Origin of the sequence: Paraburkholderia fungorum (assembly GCF_046026025.1) — a bacterium.
GTDB lineage: Bacteria > Pseudomonadota > Gammaproteobacteria > Burkholderiales > Burkholderiaceae > Paraburkholderia > Paraburkholderia fungorum_E.
The window spans coordinates 16,719-33,099 of the sequence record NZ_JAQQFL010000033.1 but is presented as its reverse complement, the minus strand read 5'-3'; the positions used below and the strand labels follow the sequence as shown (position 1 = coordinate 33,099).

Annotated in this window: 17 protein-coding genes; all 17 read left to right on the top strand. The window is 60.3% G+C overall.

The features are described 5' to 3' along the window. Window positions 1-63 precede the first annotated feature (63 nt). The 17 genes from nuoG to PQR67_RS29175 all read left to right on the top strand — a co-directional run bounded on the left by nuoG (window position 64) and on the right by PQR67_RS29175 (window position 16,352). On the top strand, window positions 64-2,397 hold the full coding sequence (nuoG, locus tag PQR67_RS29255) for an NADH-quinone oxidoreductase subunit NuoG (protein ID WP_408466327.1): 2,334 nt from the start codon (window positions 64-66) through the stop codon (window positions 2,395-2,397). Then, window positions 2,398-3,462, top strand: coding sequence for an NADH-quinone oxidoreductase subunit NuoH (gene nuoH / locus PQR67_RS29250; RefSeq protein ID WP_408466326.1), 1,065 nt, complete (start codon window positions 2,398-2,400; stop codon window positions 3,460-3,462). Between the two features lie 15 nt (window positions 3,463-3,477). Continuing rightward, window positions 3,478-3,966, top strand: a complete 489-nt coding sequence (gene nuoI, locus PQR67_RS29245; protein WP_012432383.1) for an NADH-quinone oxidoreductase subunit NuoI — start codon at window positions 3,478-3,480, stop codon at window positions 3,964-3,966. 179 nt (window positions 3,967-4,145) lie between these two features. Then, the gene (locus PQR67_RS29240; RefSeq protein WP_408466325.1) at window positions 4,146-4,835 is read left to right on the top strand and encodes an NADH-quinone oxidoreductase subunit J; all 690 of its coding nucleotides are present in this window, start codon (window positions 4,146-4,148) and stop codon (window positions 4,833-4,835) included. A 20-nt stretch (window positions 4,836-4,855) separates the two neighbouring features. After that, a complete protein-coding gene (nuoK, locus tag PQR67_RS29235) occupies window positions 4,856-5,161 on the top strand; it encodes an NADH-quinone oxidoreductase subunit NuoK (protein WP_006052894.1) in 306 nt (101 codons plus the stop codon). 17 nt (window positions 5,162-5,178) lie between these two features. Beyond that, window positions 5,179-7,245: an NADH-quinone oxidoreductase subunit L gene (gene nuoL, locus PQR67_RS29230; protein WP_408466324.1), complete on the top strand. Its 2,067-nt coding sequence runs from the start codon at window positions 5,179-5,181 to the stop codon at window positions 7,243-7,245. A gap of 14 nt (window positions 7,246-7,259) precedes the next feature. After that, window positions 7,260-8,750, top strand: a complete 1,491-nt coding sequence (locus tag PQR67_RS29225; protein WP_408466323.1) for an NADH-quinone oxidoreductase subunit M — start codon at window positions 7,260-7,262, stop codon at window positions 8,748-8,750. A gap of 25 nt (window positions 8,751-8,775) precedes the next feature. Further along, on the top strand, window positions 8,776-10,248 hold the full coding sequence (gene nuoN, locus PQR67_RS29220) for an NADH-quinone oxidoreductase subunit NuoN (RefSeq protein WP_408466322.1): 1,473 nt from the start codon (window positions 8,776-8,778) through the stop codon (window positions 10,246-10,248). Then, window positions 10,248-10,544 (top strand): DUF2818 family protein, encoded by a 297-nt coding sequence (locus PQR67_RS29215; protein ID WP_408466321.1) that lies wholly within the window; start codon window positions 10,248-10,250, stop codon window positions 10,542-10,544. Before nuoN ends, PQR67_RS29215 begins: the two co-directional genes overlap by 1 nt. Before the next feature lie 42 nt (window positions 10,545-10,586). Beyond that, on the top strand, window positions 10,587-11,171 hold the full coding sequence (locus tag PQR67_RS29210) for an NUDIX domain-containing protein (protein WP_408466320.1): 585 nt from the start codon (window positions 10,587-10,589) through the stop codon (window positions 11,169-11,171). Window positions 11,172-11,497: 326 nt separating this feature from the next. Continuing rightward, complete coding sequence (locus PQR67_RS29205) at window positions 11,498-11,746, top strand: hypothetical protein (protein ID WP_408466319.1); 249 nt, start codon at window positions 11,498-11,500, stop codon at window positions 11,744-11,746. 49 nt (window positions 11,747-11,795) lie between these two features. After that, a complete protein-coding gene (locus PQR67_RS29200) occupies window positions 11,796-12,320 on the top strand; it encodes a helix-turn-helix transcriptional regulator (protein WP_408466318.1) in 525 nt (174 codons plus the stop codon). Window positions 12,321-12,572: 252 nt separating this feature from the next. Further along, window positions 12,573-12,998, top strand: coding sequence for a DUF1178 family protein (locus PQR67_RS29195; RefSeq protein ID WP_408466317.1), 426 nt, complete (start codon window positions 12,573-12,575; stop codon window positions 12,996-12,998). A gap of 48 nt (window positions 12,999-13,046) precedes the next feature. Then, window positions 13,047-14,243, top strand: coding sequence for an acyl-CoA dehydrogenase family protein (locus PQR67_RS29190; RefSeq protein WP_408466316.1), 1,197 nt, complete (start codon window positions 13,047-13,049; stop codon window positions 14,241-14,243). Window positions 14,244-14,253: 10 nt separating this feature from the next. Then, a complete protein-coding gene (locus tag PQR67_RS29185) occupies window positions 14,254-15,381 on the top strand; it encodes an acyl-CoA dehydrogenase family protein (protein ID WP_408466315.1) in 1,128 nt (375 codons plus the stop codon). 36 nt (window positions 15,382-15,417) lie between these two features. Next, window positions 15,418-15,876 (top strand): MaoC family dehydratase, encoded by a 459-nt coding sequence (locus PQR67_RS29180; RefSeq protein ID WP_408466314.1) that lies wholly within the window; start codon window positions 15,418-15,420, stop codon window positions 15,874-15,876. Then, window positions 15,873-16,352, top strand: a complete 480-nt coding sequence (locus PQR67_RS29175; RefSeq protein ID WP_408466313.1) for a MaoC family dehydratase — start codon at window positions 15,873-15,875, stop codon at window positions 16,350-16,352. Before PQR67_RS29180 ends, PQR67_RS29175 begins: the two co-directional genes overlap by 4 nt. The last annotated feature ends 29 nt before the right edge of the window (window positions 16,353-16,381 follow it).

Here is a 16,381-nt window from a genome sequence, read left to right as displayed (position 1 = left end):
CTGAAATGGGCGATGAACAGGGCGAACGATTGAGCGGTAACAGGTTAAGGAAGATTGACCATCATGGTTGAACTTGAAATAGACGGCAAGAAAGTAGAGGTGCCTGAAGGCAGCATGGTGATCCAGGCTGCGCATAAGGTCGACACATACATTCCTCACTTCTGCTATCACAAGAAGCTGTCGATTGCGGCCAACTGCCGGATGTGCCTGGTCGATGTCGAAAAGATGCCGAAGGCCGTGCCCGCATGCGCCACGCCGGTGTCGGCGGGCATGATCGTGCGCACCAAGTCCGACAAGGCGGTGAAGGGCCAGCAAGCCGTGATGGAATTCCTGCTGATCAACCACCCGCTGGATTGCCCGATCTGCGATCAGGGCGGTGAGTGTCAGTTGCAGGATCTGGCCGTGGGTTACGGCAAGTCGTCGTCGCGCTATAGCGAAGAAAAGCGCGTGGTGTTCCACAAGAACGTCGGCCCGCTGATCTCGATGGAAGAGATGTCGCGTTGCATTCACTGCACGCGTTGTGTCCGCTTCGGCCAGGAAGTGGCCGGCGTGATGGAACTCGGCATGTTGGGCCGCGGTGAGCATTCGGAAATCACGTCGTTCGTCGGCAAGACGGTCGACTCCGAACTGTCGGGCAACATGATCGATCTGTGCCCGGTCGGTGCGTTGACCAGCAAGCCGTTCCGCTACAGCGCCCGCACGTGGGAACTGTCGCGCCGCAAGTCGGTGAGCCCACACGATTCCGTCGGCGCAAACCTCGTGGTGCAAGTGAAGAACAACCGCGTGATGCGTGTTCTGCCGTTCGAAAACGAATCCATCAACGAATGCTGGATTTCGGACAAGGACCGCTTCTCGTATGAAGCCCTGAATAGCCCGGAACGTCTGACGCAGCCGATGCTCAAGCAAGACGGCAAGTGGGTCGAGACCGATTGGCAAACCGCGCTTGAATACGTGGTCAAGGGTCTGAAGGGCATCAAGGGCGATCACGGCGCGAACGCGCTGGCCGCCCTCGGCAGCGCCCACAGCACTGTCGAAGAACTGTTCCTGTTGAAGCAATTGGCCCAGGCGGTCGGTACGCCCAACGTCGACTTCCGTCTGCGTCAGTCGGATTTCTCTGCACCGGTCAACGGTGCACCGTGGCTCGGCACGACCATCGCCGATCTGTCGAACGTGGATTCGGCGCTCGTGATCGGCTCGGACCTGCGTCGCGATCATCCGCTGTTCGCCGCGCGTCTGCGTCAAGCTGCCAAGAGCGGCACGAAGCTCACGCTCGTGCAAGCCACCAACGACGACGCGCTGATTCCGCAAGCGCGACGCGTGGTGGCCGCACCGTCGGCATGGCTCGACGTACTGGCTGGCATCGCTGGCGCGGTCTCCGAAGCGAACGGCGTGGCATTGCCGGAAGCCTTCAGCGGCACGCAGCCGACCGACGCCGACAAACACGTCGCGAAGTCGCTCGCCACCGGTGAACAGCGTGTGGTGCTGCTCGGCAACGCCGCGGTCCGTCATCCGGACTTCGCCGCGATCCACGCCGCGGCGCAATGGATCGCAGACGCGACCGGTGCCACGCTGGGTTTCCTCACAGAGGCCGCCAACACGGTCGGCGCGCATCTCGTGAACGCATTGCCGGGCGAGGGCGGTCTGAACGCTCGCGAAGTGTTCGAGCAACCGCGCAAGGGTTATGTGCTGCTGAATGTCGAACCCGAGTTCGACACGGCTAATCCGGTGCAGGCCTTGGCCGCGCTGAAGCAGGCGGAAATGGTCGTCGTGATGTCGCCGTTCCAGATTGGCGCCGACTATGCAGACGTGCTGCTGCCGATCGCACCGTTCACGGAAACGGCCGGCACGTTCGTCAATGCCGAAGGTACGGTGCAGACGTTCAATGGCGTCGTGCGTCCGCTTGGCGATACGCGTCCGGCATGGAAGGTGTTGCGGGTGCTGGGTAGCCTGCTGGGCGCGCCGGGCTTCGAATTCGACACCTCGGAAGAAGTGCGCACGGCAGCGCTTGGCGACGGCGAGATCAAATCGCGTCTGTCGAACAAGACGGGCGTGACGGTTGCGCGCGGCAAGGCAGCGAAGGCGGCGGAAGGCAAGTTCGAGCGAATCGCCAATGTGCCGATTTATCACGCCGACGCAGTGGTGCGTCGCGCCGAGTCGCTGCATCTGACGGCGGCGGCGCGCTCAGCGAATTCGGTCGGTCTGCCGGCTGCGCTGTTCGACAAACTGGGTTTGAAGGAAGGCGACGCAGTGCGCGTGCGCCAGGGCGAGCAATCGGTGCAGTTGCCGGCCGTGCGCGATGCAAATCTTGCGGAAACGGTCGTCCGCGTATCGGCGGCTACGCCTGCCGGTGCAGCGCTGGGCAGCCTGTTCGGTGAACTGCTGGTGGAGAAGGCGTAAATGAGCTTGTTCGATACGATCAACTCGGGCGGCACCCAGCTTCTCGGTGTGGCATGGCCCACGGTGTGGGCACTCGTGCGCATCCTGGTGGTGGCCGTCGTGATCCTGCTGTGCGTGGCTTACCTGATTCTGTGGGAGCGTAAGCTGATCGGCTGGATGCACGTGCGTCTCGGCCCGAATCGCGTGGGCCCCGCAGGTTTGCTGCAGCCGATCGCCGACGTGCTGAAGCTGTTACTGAAAGAAGTGATTCAGCCGGCCCAGGCGAGCCGCTGGATTTACCTGATCGCCCCGATCATGGTGGTGGTGCCGGCCTTCGCGGTCTGGGCGGTGATTCCGTTCCAGGCGGGCGCGGTCCTTGGCGACATCAACGCGGGTCTGCTTTACGCGATGGCGATCTCGTCCATCGGCGTGTATGGCGTGATTCTGGCGGGCTGGGCATCGAACTCGAAATACGCGTTCCTCGGCGCCATGCGCGCGGCCGCTCAAATGGTCTCGTACGAAATTTCGATGGGCTTCGCCCTCGTCGTCGTGCTGATGACCTCGGGCAGCCTGAATCTGTCGGATATCGTCACTTCGCAGGAACGCGGCATTTTTGCCGGCTACGGCTTGAACTTCCTGTCGTGGAACTGGCTGCCGCTGCTGCCGATGTTCGTCGTGTACTTCATCTCGGGCATCGCCGAAACGAACCGTCACCCGTTCGACGTGGTGGAAGGTGAGTCGGAAATCGTCGCGGGCCACATGATCGATTACTCGGGGATGGCGTTCGCGCTGTTCTTCCTCGCCGAGTACATCAACATGATCGTGATCTCGGCATTGGCTGCAACACTGTTCCTCGGCGGCTGGAGCGCACCGTTCGGCTTCCTGTCGTTTGTCCCGGGCATCGTTTGGCTCGTCGCCAAGGTTTTCTTCCTGTTGTCGGTATTCATCTGGGCGCGTGCCACGTTCCCGCGCTATCGCTATGACCAGATCATGCGTCTGGGCTGGAAGGTTTTCATTCCGGTTTGCGTGGTGTGGCTCATCGTGGTCGGCTTCTGGATCATGTCGCCGTTGAATATCTGGAAATAAAGGGCGGATGAACCCATGACCGCAATCCAAAATTTTTTCAAGACCTTCTTCCTGACGGAGTTGCTTAAAGGCCTCGCGCTGACCGGACGTTACACGTTCCAGCGCAAGGTGACGGTGCAATTCCCGGAAGAGAAGACCCCGATTTCGCCGAGATTCCGCGGCCTGCATGCGCTGCGTCGCTATGAAAACGGCGAAGAACGCTGCATCGCCTGCAAGCTGTGCGAAGCGGTGTGCCCGGCGCTGGCTATCACGATCGAATCGGAAACCCGTGCGGACAACACGCGCCGCACGACGCGTTACGACATCGACCTGACCAAGTGCATCTTCTGCGGTTTCTGCGAAGAGAGCTGCCCGGTCGATTCGATTGTCGAGACGCACATTCTCGAGTATCACGGCGAAAAACGCGGCGACCTGTATTTCACGAAGGATATGCTGCTGGCCGTGGGCGATCGGTACGAAGCGGAGATCGCTGCGAACAAGGCAGCCGACGCGCCGTATCGTTGAAGCGCTTCTGTTGAAGCAGTAAATGCAGCAGTAATACGGCCTGTTGTCGGGCCGAGCGCCGCGGTCTGACCGCCGCGGCACGGCGCACCTGTGCGGCTGTTCTGGTGGTTTCGGCCGCTTTTACCCGCCATGTGCCAAAGAACAATGCCTGACGATGGCCTAACGATGAACCGGTAATCATGGAATTCACGACCGTACTGTTCTACATCTTCGCGCTGCTCCTGGTGGTTTCAGGGCTGAAGGTGATCACCTCGCGCAACCCGGTTTCGTCCGCACTGTTTCTGGTGCTGGCGTTCTTCAACGCAGCCGCGATCTGGATGCTGCTGCAGGCCGAGTTCCTCGCGATCCTGCTGGTGCTGGTGTATGTCGGCGCGGTGATGGTGCTGTTCCTGTTCGTCGTGATGATGCTGGACATCAATATCGACGTGCTGCGAAAAGACTTCAAACGCTTCGTTCCGATGGCCACGCTGGTGGGCGCGATCATCGTGATCGAGACCGCGCTGATTCTGTGGCACGGCTATGGCGCGACCGCCACCGCGCTGCGTGACACCACGGCTGCGGCGAACGGTATGGGCGACTGGTCGAACACCCGCCTGATCGGCAAGGTCATCTACACCGACTACATCTTCGCGTTCGAAGTCGCCGGCCTCGTGCTGCTGGTGGCAATCATCGCGGCGGTTGCGCTGACCACGAGTCACAAGAAAGACAGCAAACGCCAGAACGTCAGCGAGCAGGTCAAGGTGCGTGCTCAGGACCGCGTGCGCATCGTGAAGATGGCATCCGAAAAGACCGCGGCAACTGTCGCGGCGGAAGAAGCCGCCGCAGCGGCAGCAGCGGCGGCCGACTCGGCACCCGCTAAAAACAGCTGAGCGGACAGGAGATAGAAATCATGCTGACCCTTGCTCATTACCTTGTCCTCGGTGCGATCCTGTTTGCGATCAGCATCGTCGGCATTTTCCTGAACCGTCGCAACGTCATCATCATCCTGATGGCGATCGAACTGATGCTGCTGGCGGTGAACACCAATTTCGTCGCGTTCTCGCATTACCTCGGGGACGTGCACGGTCAGATCTTCGTCTTCTTCGTGCTGACGGTTGCAGCAGCTGAAGCGGCGATCGGACTCGCAATTCTGGTGACCCTGTTCCGTAGCCTCGACACGATCAATGTCGAGGACCTCGATCAGCTCAAAGGTTAATTTCAGGTAAAGCGGTTATGTCAACGACACTCAATGAAAACCTGCTGCTGGCGATCCCGCTGGCACCGCTGGCCGGCTCGCTGATTGCTGGGCTGTTCGGAAAAGCGGTAGGGCGAGCCGGCGCGCACTCGGTTACGATCCTCGGCGTCGCAATCGCCTTTGTTCTCTCTGCGATCGTCTTCTTCCAGGTGCTGAACGGCGCGAGCTTCAACGCGACCGTCTACGAATGGATGACGATCGGCAAGACGAAGTTCGAGGTCGGCTTCCTGGTCGACTCGCTGACGGCGATGATGATGTGCGTGGTGACCTTCGTGTCGCTCATGGTGCACATTTACACGATCGGCTACATGGCCGACGACGACGGCTACCAGCGCTTCTTCTCGTACATCGCGCTGTTCACGTTCTCGATGCTGATGCTCGTGATGAGCAACAACTTCCTGCAGCTGTTCTTCGGCTGGGAAGCGGTGGGTCTGGTGTCGTACCTGCTGATCGGCTTCTACTTCACCCGTGAGAGCGCGATCTACGCGAACATGAAAGCGTTCCTCGTGAACCGCATCGGCGACTTCGGGTTCCTGCTCGGCATCGGCCTGCTGTTCGCGTTCGCCGGTTCGATGAACTACGGCGACGTCTTCGCGAAGCGCACCGAACTCGCGGCATTGAGCTTCCCGGGCACAGACTGGGGTCTGCTGACGGTCGCCTGCATTTGCCTCTTCATCGGCGCGATGGGTAAGTCGGCGCAGTTCCCGCTGCACGTCTGGCTGCCGGATTCGATGGAAGGCCCGACACCGATCTCCGCACTGATTCACGCGGCAACCATGGTGACGGCCGGTATCTTCATGGTCGCGCGCATGTCGCCGCTGTTCGAATTGTCGGATACGGCGCTGTCGTTCGTGATGGTGATCGGTGCGATCACGGCGCTGTTCATGGGCTTCCTCGGGATCGTCCAGAACGACATCAAGCGCGTGGTGGCTTACTCGACGCTGTCGCAGCTCGGCTACATGACGGTCGCGCTCGGTGCATCGGCTTACTCCGTCGCCATCTTCCACCTGATGACGCACGCGTTCTTCAAGGCGTTGCTGTTCCTCGGCGCGGGTTCCGTGATCATCGGCATGCACCACGATCAGGACATCCGCAATATGGGCGGCCTGCGCAAGTACATGCCGATCACGTGGATCACGTCGCTGGTCGGTTCGCTGGCGCTGATCGGCACGCCGTTCTTCTCAGGCTTCTATTCGAAAGACTCGATCATCGACGCAGTGAAGCTGTCGCATCTGCCGGGTTCGGGTTTCGCGTATTTCGCGGTGGTGGCGAGCGTGTTCGTCACTGCGCTGTATTCGTTCCGTATGTACTTCCTGGTGTTCCACGGCAAGGAGCGCTTCCGCGATCCGAAGCATCCGGAATCGCCGATGGGCATCGAAGCGGCCGCGCATGCGCATGACGGTCACGGCCATGATGCACACGGCCATGGTCACGACGACCACGCACACGAACCGCACGAAACGCCGTGGGTGGTGTGGCTGCCGCTGGTGCTGCTGGCAATTCCGTCGGTGGTGATCGGCGCGATCGGTGTCGGTCCGATGCTGTTCGGCGACTTCTTCCAGCACGGTGTGGCGTTCGACAAGGTGATCTTCATCGGCGAAAACCATCCGGCGCTGCATGAGATGGCGGAAGAATTCCAGGGCTGGGCGTCGATGGGCCTGCATTCCGTCTCAGGTCTGCCGGTGTGGCTGGCGCTTGCGGGTGTGGTGACTGCGTGGTTCCTGTATCTGGTTCGTCCTGATCTGCCGGCTGTCATCAAGCGCGCGTTCGGTCCGATCTATACGCTGCTCGACAACAAGTACTACATGGACAAGATCAACGAAGTCGTGTTCGCGCGGGGCGCCGTGGCAATTGGCCGTGGTCTCTGGAAGGAAGGCGACGTCGTGGTGATCGACGGCATCGTCAATGGCAGCGCGCGCTTTATCGGCTGGTTTGCCGGCGTGATCCGCTTCCTCCAATCCGGTTACATCTACCACTACGCGTTTGCCATGATTATCGGCATGTTGGGGCTCCTGACCCTGTTTGTAACGCTCGGCGGCAAATAAGGCGAGGGACACTAATGCACGCTTATCCGATTCTCAGTATCGCGATCTGGTTACCGATCCTCGTAGGTCTCCTGGTCCTGGCTATTGGTTCCGACCGGAACCCGGCTCCGGCGCGCTGGATTGCGCTGATCGGCTCGGTCGTCAGTTTCCTCGTGACGATCCCGCTGATTACTGGTTTTGATTCGAGCACCGCCGATCTGCAGTTCGTCGAAAAGGCGAACTGGATCGAGCGCTTCAACATCACGTACCACCTGGGTGTCGACGGCATCTCGATGTGGTTCGTCGTGTTGACTGCATTGATTACGGTGATCGTTGTGATCTCCGCGTGGGAAGTCATCACGAAGAATGTCGCGCAGTACCTCGCGGCGTTCCTGATCCTGTCCGGCATCATGGTCGGCGTGTTCAGCTCAGCGGACGGCATGCTGTTCTACGTGTTCTTCGAAGCGACGCTGATTCCGATGTACATCATCATCGGCGTGTGGGGCGGGGCGAATCGCGTGTATGCGGCGTTCAAGTTCTTCCTGTACACGCTGATGGGTTCGCTGCTGATGCTGGTCGCGCTGCTGTACCTGTATATTCAGACCGGTACGTTCGATCTGGCTACGTGGCAGAACGCGCAGATCGGCATGACGCCGCAGATATTGTTGTTCATAGCGTTCTTCATGGCCTTCGCCGTGAAGGTGCCGATGTGGCCGGTTCACACGTGGTTGCCTGACGCCCACGTGGAAGCGCCGACCGGCGGCTCGGTCGTGCTGGCCGCGATCATGCTGAAGCTGGGCGCGTACGGTTTCGTGCGCTTCTCGCTGCCGATCGCACCGGACGCGAGCCATTTCCTGGCGCCCGTCGTGATCACGCTATCGTTGATCGCCGTGATCTACATTGGCCTGGTCGCGATGGTGCAAGCCGACATGAAGAAGCTGGTCGCGTATTCGTCGATCGCGCACATGGGCTTCGTGACGCTGGGTTTCTTCATCTTCAACCAGCTCGGCATGGAAGGCGCGATCGTGCAGATGATCTCGCACGGCTTCGTGTCGGGCGCGATGTTCCTGTGCATCGGCGTGTTGTATGACCGCATGCACTCGCGTCAAATCGCCGATTACGGCGGTGTCGTCAACGTGATGCCGAAGTTCGCGGCGTTCGTGATGCTGTTCTCGATGGCCAATTGCGGCTTGCCGGGTACGTCCGGTTTCGTCGGCGAGTTCATGGTGATTCTGGCTGCTGTCCAGTACAACTTCTGGATCGCAGGCGGTGCGGCTGTCACGCTGATTCTCGGCGCGGCCTACACGCTGTGGATGTACAAGCGTGTGTATTTCGGCGCGGTCGCCAACGATCACGTGAAGGGCCTTCTCGACATCAACCGTCGCGAATTTTTCATGCTGGCAGTGCTCGCCGCACTGACGCTGTTCATGGGCCTGTATCCGAAGCCCTTTACCGATGTGATGCACGTATCCGTGGAAAACCTCCTCTCCCACGTCGCGCAGTCCAAGCTGCCGTTGCCACAGTAATGCAGAGCGGAGGAATTTAAAGATCATGCAAAACGCCCCTATGACTGCCCTGTTGCCCGACGCACTGGTGATGCTCGCCGTTGTCGTTGCGTGGCTCAACGACACGTTCGTCGGCCAGGCCGGTCGCCGTACCACGTATTTCATCGCGTTCTTCTCGACGCTGATTGCCGGCGTCTGGTTCGCGGTGAACGCGTTCGATCCGCAGGTGCACTACTTCTTCGGTCACATGTATGTGGTGGACTCGTTCGCCAGTGTGATGAAAGCGGTGGTGACGCTCGGTTATGCCGTGTCGATCGTCTATTCGCGCCGGTACCTCGAGGATCGCGGGCTGTTCCGCGGCGAGTTCTTCCTGTTGGGCATGTTCTCGTTGCTCGGCCAACTCGTGATGATTTCCGGCAACAACTTCCTGACGCTGTACCTCGGTCTGGAACTGATGTCGCTGTCGCTGTACGGTGCCATCGCGTTGCGTCGTGATGCGGCGCCTTCGAACGAAGCGGCAATGAAGTACTACGTGCTCGGCGCGTTGGCTTCCGGCTTCCTGCTGTACGGCATTTCCATGTTGTACGGCGCGACCGGCTCGCTCGACCTGAACGAAGTGTTCAAGGCGATCGGCACGAGCCACTACGATCCGAGCGTGCTGCTGTTCGGCGTGATCTTCATCGTGGCAGGCGTGGCGTTCAAGATGGGGGCGGTGCCGTTCCACATGTGGGTGCCTGACGTGTACCAGGGCGCTCCGACGGCCATGACGCTGATGGTCGGCGGCGGTCCGAAGGTGGCGGCATTCGCGTGGGGCCTGCGCTTTCTCGTAATGGGCCTGTTGCCGCTCGCGGTCGAATGGCAGCAAATGCTGGTGATTCTGGCTGCGCTGTCGATGATCGTCGGCAACATCACCGGTATCGTGCAACGCAACGTCAAGCGCATGCTCGCGTATTCGGCGATTTCGAACATGGGCTTTGTGCTGCTCGGCCTGCTGGCTGGCGTAGTGGATCAGAAGACCTCGGGCGCCGCCAATGCGTATGGCTCGGCGATGTTCTACAGCATCGTCTACCTGATTACGACATTGGGCACCTTCGGCGTCATCATGCTGCTGGCACGCCGCGATTTTGAAGCGGATACGCTCGAAGACTTCAAGGGCCTGAATCAACGCAGCCCGGTGTTCGCTTTCGTCATGATGGTGATGATGTTCTCGCTCGCTGGCATTCCGCCTGCGGTCGGCTTCTACGCCAAGCTTGCGGTCCTGCAGGCAACCATGAATGCCGGATTGACCTGGCTGACCGTACTGGCTGTGATTACGTCGCTGTTCGGTGCGTTCTACTACCTGCGTATCGTCAAGTTGATGTACTTTGACGAAGCGCAAGACAAGTCGCCGATCGTCGCCGACACCAGCACGCGTGCTTTGCTCGCGCTCAATGGGGTTGCCGTGCTGGTGCTCGGCATTGTGCCAGACCCGCTGCTGAAGGCCTGCCTGCAGGCTATCCAGCACACGCTGCTGCTCTGATGTCGGCTGCGGGTTGGTTTATCGTGTTGTTGGCGCTGGTCGGCGCCAACCTGCCGTTCCTGAATCAGCGTCTCTTCGCCACCGTGCCGTTGAAAGCGGTGAAGAAGAGCGCCTGGATCCGGATTGCCGAATTGATCGTGCTGTACTTTGTGGTCGGTGCGCTCGGCTTTCTGCTGGAGGCGCGCGCGGGTAACCGCTTCGAACAAGGGTGGCAGTTCTACGCGATCACGTTCGCGTTGTTCATCGTGTTCGCATTCCCCGGCTTTACCTTCCAGTATCTCGTCAAACGTCGCTGACGGCGTCTCGCCGTCGCGCACCATGCCGTCCTGAGGTCGCATATGGCTGAACTTCCCGATCACGACGCCGCGCTCACCGAAACCTGTCTCGAGAGCAAAACGATCCATCAAGGGCCGTTCCTGACGCTCAAGTGCGATACCGTCCGCCTGCCCGACGGTAAGCAGGCCACTCGCGAGTACGTTCAGCATCCGGGCGCGGTGATGGTGATCCCGTTATTCGACGATGGCCGCGTGTTGCTGGAAAGCCAGTATCGCTATCCGATGGGTAAGGTCATGGTCGAGTATCCGGCGGGAAAGCTCGATCCGAACGAGGGCGCGCTGGCCTGCGCGAAACGGGAACTGCGGGAAGAGACTGGCTATACGGCGCGCGAATATGTTTATTTGACGCGCATTCATCCCATCATTTCTTACTCGACGGAATTCATCGATATCTACCTCGCGCGTGGGTTGACTGCCGGCGAGCGCAAACTCGACGACGGCGAGTTCCTCGAACTGTTCACGGCGACTGTTGCGGATGTATCCGAGTGGGTGCGTACCGGCAAGATCACTGACGTGAAAACCGTCATCGGTACGTTCTGGCTTGAGAAGGTGTTGTCGGGTGTGTGGCCGACGGCCGCACCGCAATAACGCGCCCAGTCCGGAACGCAGGGCGGCCACGAGTCGCGCGCCGGGCGGATAATCTGCCCAAGGCCCCTGCCGGTCCATGACCGGCAGGGGCTTTGTCATTGGAGCACGGTATCGACCCGATGCAGTGCATCCATGCCCGAAAAGGCTTTTGTCCTATGCCATCCGATAGTCTCGCCGCGTGGCCGTTGCCACTCTAGTATCGACGTCTGGCAACGAAGTTTGTTATCGCATTTATTTTGGATAACGAAGGGTGTGCGGCGGAGTCGATTGCGCCCATGGTTGTCACTTGACAACCATGGGCGCATGCACTAGATTGGAGGGTATAGATGGTTCGTGGAGTCCATTCAAAAAAAGAGGTTGAGGCCGCGCTGGCTTACGCGGAAAGCCACGGCTGGCACGTCCAGGGTGCAGGCAAAGGTCATGCGTGGGGAAAGATGTACTGTCCGTACAACGACGCGGAATGTCGTTGTGGCGAGTTCTGCATCTCGAGTGTGTGGAGCACGCCGAAGAATCCCGGCAATCATGCAAAGCACCTCAAGCGCATCGTCGACAATTGCACGACGCACCGGCGGTAAAAATGTTCGAAGGGTGAAACCCGAGGCTGAATGAAGGCAGGAGTAACTTATGGAATATGTATTCACCTTGAAGTACCAGCTCGCCGCGGAAGATTGCGATCTCGACGAGATCGTCGAGCGCCTGGGCGAAGCCGGATGCGATGACGCTACGATCGGCGTAGGGCAGCCGGGGCGTATCGCGCTGGTTTTCGCTCGCGAAGGCACGTCGGCATTCGAGGCGCTTTTCAGCGCGCTCCAGGATATCAAACAGGCGGTGCCGTCCGCGCGCCTTGTCGAGGCGGGACCGGATTTCGTCGGCCTTACTGATGTCGCGGAGGTAGCGGGTGTCTCACGGCAAAACATGCGTAAGCTGATGTTGAGCCACGCTCTCGACTTTCCGCCGCCCGTTCATGAGGGCAGCGCGTCGGTATGGCATCTGTCGGACGTCCTTGGCTGGCTGACTGCGCGTGGCGGGTATGAGATCAAGGCGGACGTACTCGACGTCGCGACATCGGCCAAACAGGTCAACCTCGCCAAAGAGGGGCTTCAGATCGAGCCGCGGCTCAACCGCCGGCTCGGAGTCCTTCTGGCTTAAAAGGAGCGGGGCGGCAGGTGCGCGGACCCATGAGTGCCATGCGATCAGCTCGCCATTTGATCCACGGGTTCCTGGTGTGCCGTTCGCCGGTTGAGCCACCTTCGGCAGTCTGTTGCACAAAGCGTTAGAATCGCCCACCGCGTTCGATTTGTAGACGGCGCCGGGTGTCGATAGGTCGCCCGTAAAAATTTACGAACGATCGTTCACAAATTTCCATTTTGCGCTAAACTGGCACGCAAGCCCTGATTCCACATGAAGGTCCTCGATTTACAGTGTCCGCATGGCCATCGGTTCGAAGGCTGGTTTGCTTCGGCTGATGACTTCGAGTCGCAGCAGTCCCGCAAGCTCGTCGAATGTCCGATCTGCGGTGCACACGAAGTGAGCCGCCTGCCGTCGGCGCCCCGACTGAATCTGTCGGGCGCGACTGACAAGAAAGTCCCTGCGGGCACGGGGGACATGCAGGCGCGTGTAATGCGCGCATTGCGCGAGGTACTGGAAAAGACTGAGAACGTGGGCGACCGCTTCGCCGAGGAAGCACGGCGCATTCACTACAACGAAGCGCCCGCACGCAATATTCGCGGTGTTACGACACCGGAAGACGCGAAAGCCTTGGTCGAAGAAGGCATCGAAGTGATGCCGCTACCAGTCCCGGCTGCCTTGAAGGAACCGCTGCAATAGTGCAGTGGCTCACTGGCAGCGGGCGGTTGCGGCCAGGAGACACTACGCATGAATCTGGACTATTCCCCCGCTGACGACGCGTTCCGCGCCGACATCCGCGCTTGGCTCGAAGCGAATCTGCCTCGCGAGCTGAGCGACAAAGTACTCAACCACAAGCGTCTGAATCGCGAAGACTTCGCGAGTTGGCACAAGCTGCTCGGCACGCGCGGCTGGTCGGTTGTCGCCTGGCCGAAACAATACGGCGGCCCGGGATGGGACGCGACCCAACGGCATATCTGGGATGAAGAGTGTGCGCGTATCGGCGCGCCGTCCGTGCTGCCGTTCGGCGTCTCGATGGTTGCGCCCGTGCTGATGAAGTACGGCAATGAGGCGCAGAAGCGTCACTATCTGCCGCGGATTCTCGACGGTACGGACTGGTGGTGTCAGGGCTACTCCGAACCGGGCTCCGGTTCCGACCTGGCCTCGCTGCGCACGCGTGCCGAGCGCGTTGGCGATCACTATGTGGTCAACGGTCAGAAGACCTGGACTACGCTGGGCCAGTACGCCGATATGATGTTCTGCCTTGTTCGCACCGACAGTGGCGCGAAAAAGCAGGAAGGTATCTCGTTTTTGCTGATCGATATGAAGACGCCCGGTATTACGGTGCGCCCGATCATCACGCTCGACGAGGACCACGAAGTCAACGAAGTCTTCTTCGAAGACGTGAAGGTGCCGCTCGACAATCTGGTCGGCGAAGAGAACCGTGGCTGGACCTATGCGAAGTACCTGCTCGGACACGAGCGCACGGGTATTGCGCGCGTCGGGCAATCGAAGCGCGAACTCGTATTCCTGAAGCGCCTTGCGCTGGATCAGAAGAAGAACGGCAAGCCGTTGCTGCAAGATCCTGTGTTCGCCGCAAAAGTCGCAAGCCTCGAGATCGAACTGATGGCGCTCGAAGTCACCGTGCAACGGGTAGTCGCCAATGAAACGGGCGGACGTGGACCAGGGCCGGAAGCATCGATGCTCAAGATCAAGGGCACGGAAGTGCAGCAGGCGCTAACCGAACTGATGTTCGACGCAATTGGACCACTCGCCGCACCGTTCGACGTGCCCTTCCTCGAAGGCGAACGCGAGCATAGTGTCGCCGGTGACGATGACGCCGCGCCGCTGGCCGCGTACTACTTCAACTTCCGCAAGACGTCGATTTACGGCGGCTCGAACGAAATTCAAAAGAACATCATCGCGCAGATGATTCTGGGACTTTGAGGAGTGGCGCATGGACTTCACTTTCAACGACGAACAACAGCAATTTGCTGACGCGCTGCGCCGCTATCTGGACAAGAACTATGGGTTCGAGGCGCGCCAGGCGATTGTGCAATCGGAAGCCGGTGTGTCGGATGTGCACTGGAACGCCTTCACCGAGTTGGGGCTGACCGCGTTGCCGGTGCCGGAAGCGCAAGGTGGTTTTAACGGCAGCCCGATCGACATGCTGGTTGTGATGCAGGAGCTGGGCCGTGCTCTGGTGGTCGAGCCATATTGGGCGACAGCGGTGGGTGTCGAAGCGCTGCGGCTGGCGGGCACTGAACAGGGCGAAGACGCATCGCTGCTCGAACGCGCGGCCCAGGGCGAGATCAAGCTCGCAGTGGCATTTCACGAGCCGCATGCACGCTACGACCTGTTCGAGGTCGAGACCGTGGCGAACGCTCAGGGCGATCAACAGACGTTGACCGGCACGAAGTCAGTTGTGCTGCACGGCGCGCAAGCGGATTACTGGATCGTGCCGGCTCGGCTGAATGGTGAGATCGCGCTCTTTGTCGTCGCTCGCGATGCGGCCGGCGTCAAGGTCACTGACTATCGCACAATCGACGGCCAGCGCGCCGCGACACTCGAGTTCGAGAGGGCGCCTGCACGCCGGCTCACAGGTAAGCACGCGGGCGCCGCAGCGCTCGAGCACATCGCGGATTACGGTACGGTGTTGCTCTGCGCGGAAGCGGTTGGCGCGCTCGATGCGCTGAATCATGCAACGGTCGAGTACACCAGGACGCGCCAGCAGTTCGGTCAGCCGATCGCGCGTTTTCAGGCTTTGCAGCATCGCATGGTCGAGATGCTGATTCACGCCGAGCAGGCGCGGTCGGTCACTTATCTCGCGGCGATGCGCTACACGAGCGCAGACGGCGACGAACGTCGCCGTGCGGTCTCCGCAGCGAAGGCGCGCGTCGGTCAGGCAGCCCGGTTCGTGGGTCAGCAGGCCGTCCAGTTGCACGGCGGCATGGGCGTCACGAACGAAGTCGCAGCGGCGCATCTGTTTAAACGTCTTGCAATCATCGAAACCACCTTGGGCGATGTCGATCACCATCTTGCGCGGTTCGCCGCGCTGCCCGGTTTTGTCACTGCCGAAGCTTGATCAGCCGGGCGAATCGGATAGGAAGGAGGTGTGGCGATGGGTTTGAGTTTCGAGGACATGGTAGTCGGCACGACTACCGAAATCGGCAAGCATACGTTCACGCGTGAAGAAATTGTCGAGTTCGCGGAGAAGTTCGATCCGCAACCGTTTCACGTGGACGATGCCGCCGCGGCGGAGTCGCCGTTTCGCGGATTGATCGCAAGCGGCTGGCATACCTGTTCGGTCATGATGGGCATGCTGGTGCGTAACCTGATCGCGGGTTCCACGTCCATGGGTTCGCCCGGTATCGACGAGATCCGCTGGCTGAAGCCGGTGCGCGTCGGCGACACGATCACAATGATGAACGTTGTGCTCGACAAGCGTGTTTCGGAGAGCAAACCGGATCGCGGCATCGTGTCGACGCAGTGGGAAGGTATCAATCAGCACGGTGAAACGGTGATTACCGTACGCTCCAAAGGCTTGTTCGGACTACGCAATCCGGGAGCTGTGTCGTGACGGGCAGCAGCGCGGCGGCGGCCGCAACCTTTGGCGACGCAGCGGCGTTGCGTGCGCTGATTGGCGCTGAACCGCTCGTCAGCGACTGGCTGACGGTCGACCAGGCGAGCGTCGACCGTTTCGCCGAAGCCACCGGCGATCACCAGTGGATTCACGTCGACCCCGAGCGGGCGCGGCGTGAGTCGCCGTTCGGTGGTCCGGTCGCACATGGGTTCATGACACTGTCGTTGATTCCTGCGTTGCTCGGCAAGACGGTGGTGCTCGAACAGCGCATGGGCGTCAATTACGGATTGAATCGCGTGCGGTTCACGTCGCCGGTGCTGGTCGGCTCGCAGTTGCGTGCACGGTTTGCGGTGGAAGCCGTCACTGACGTCGACAACGCCGGCGTGCAGGTTGAATGGAATGTGACGCTGGAGCGGCAGGGCAGTGAGCGGCCGGTATGTGTCGCGGAGTTCATCACGCGGCATTACTTCTAACCGTCCATAGCCGGCAGGTTGATAAAAAA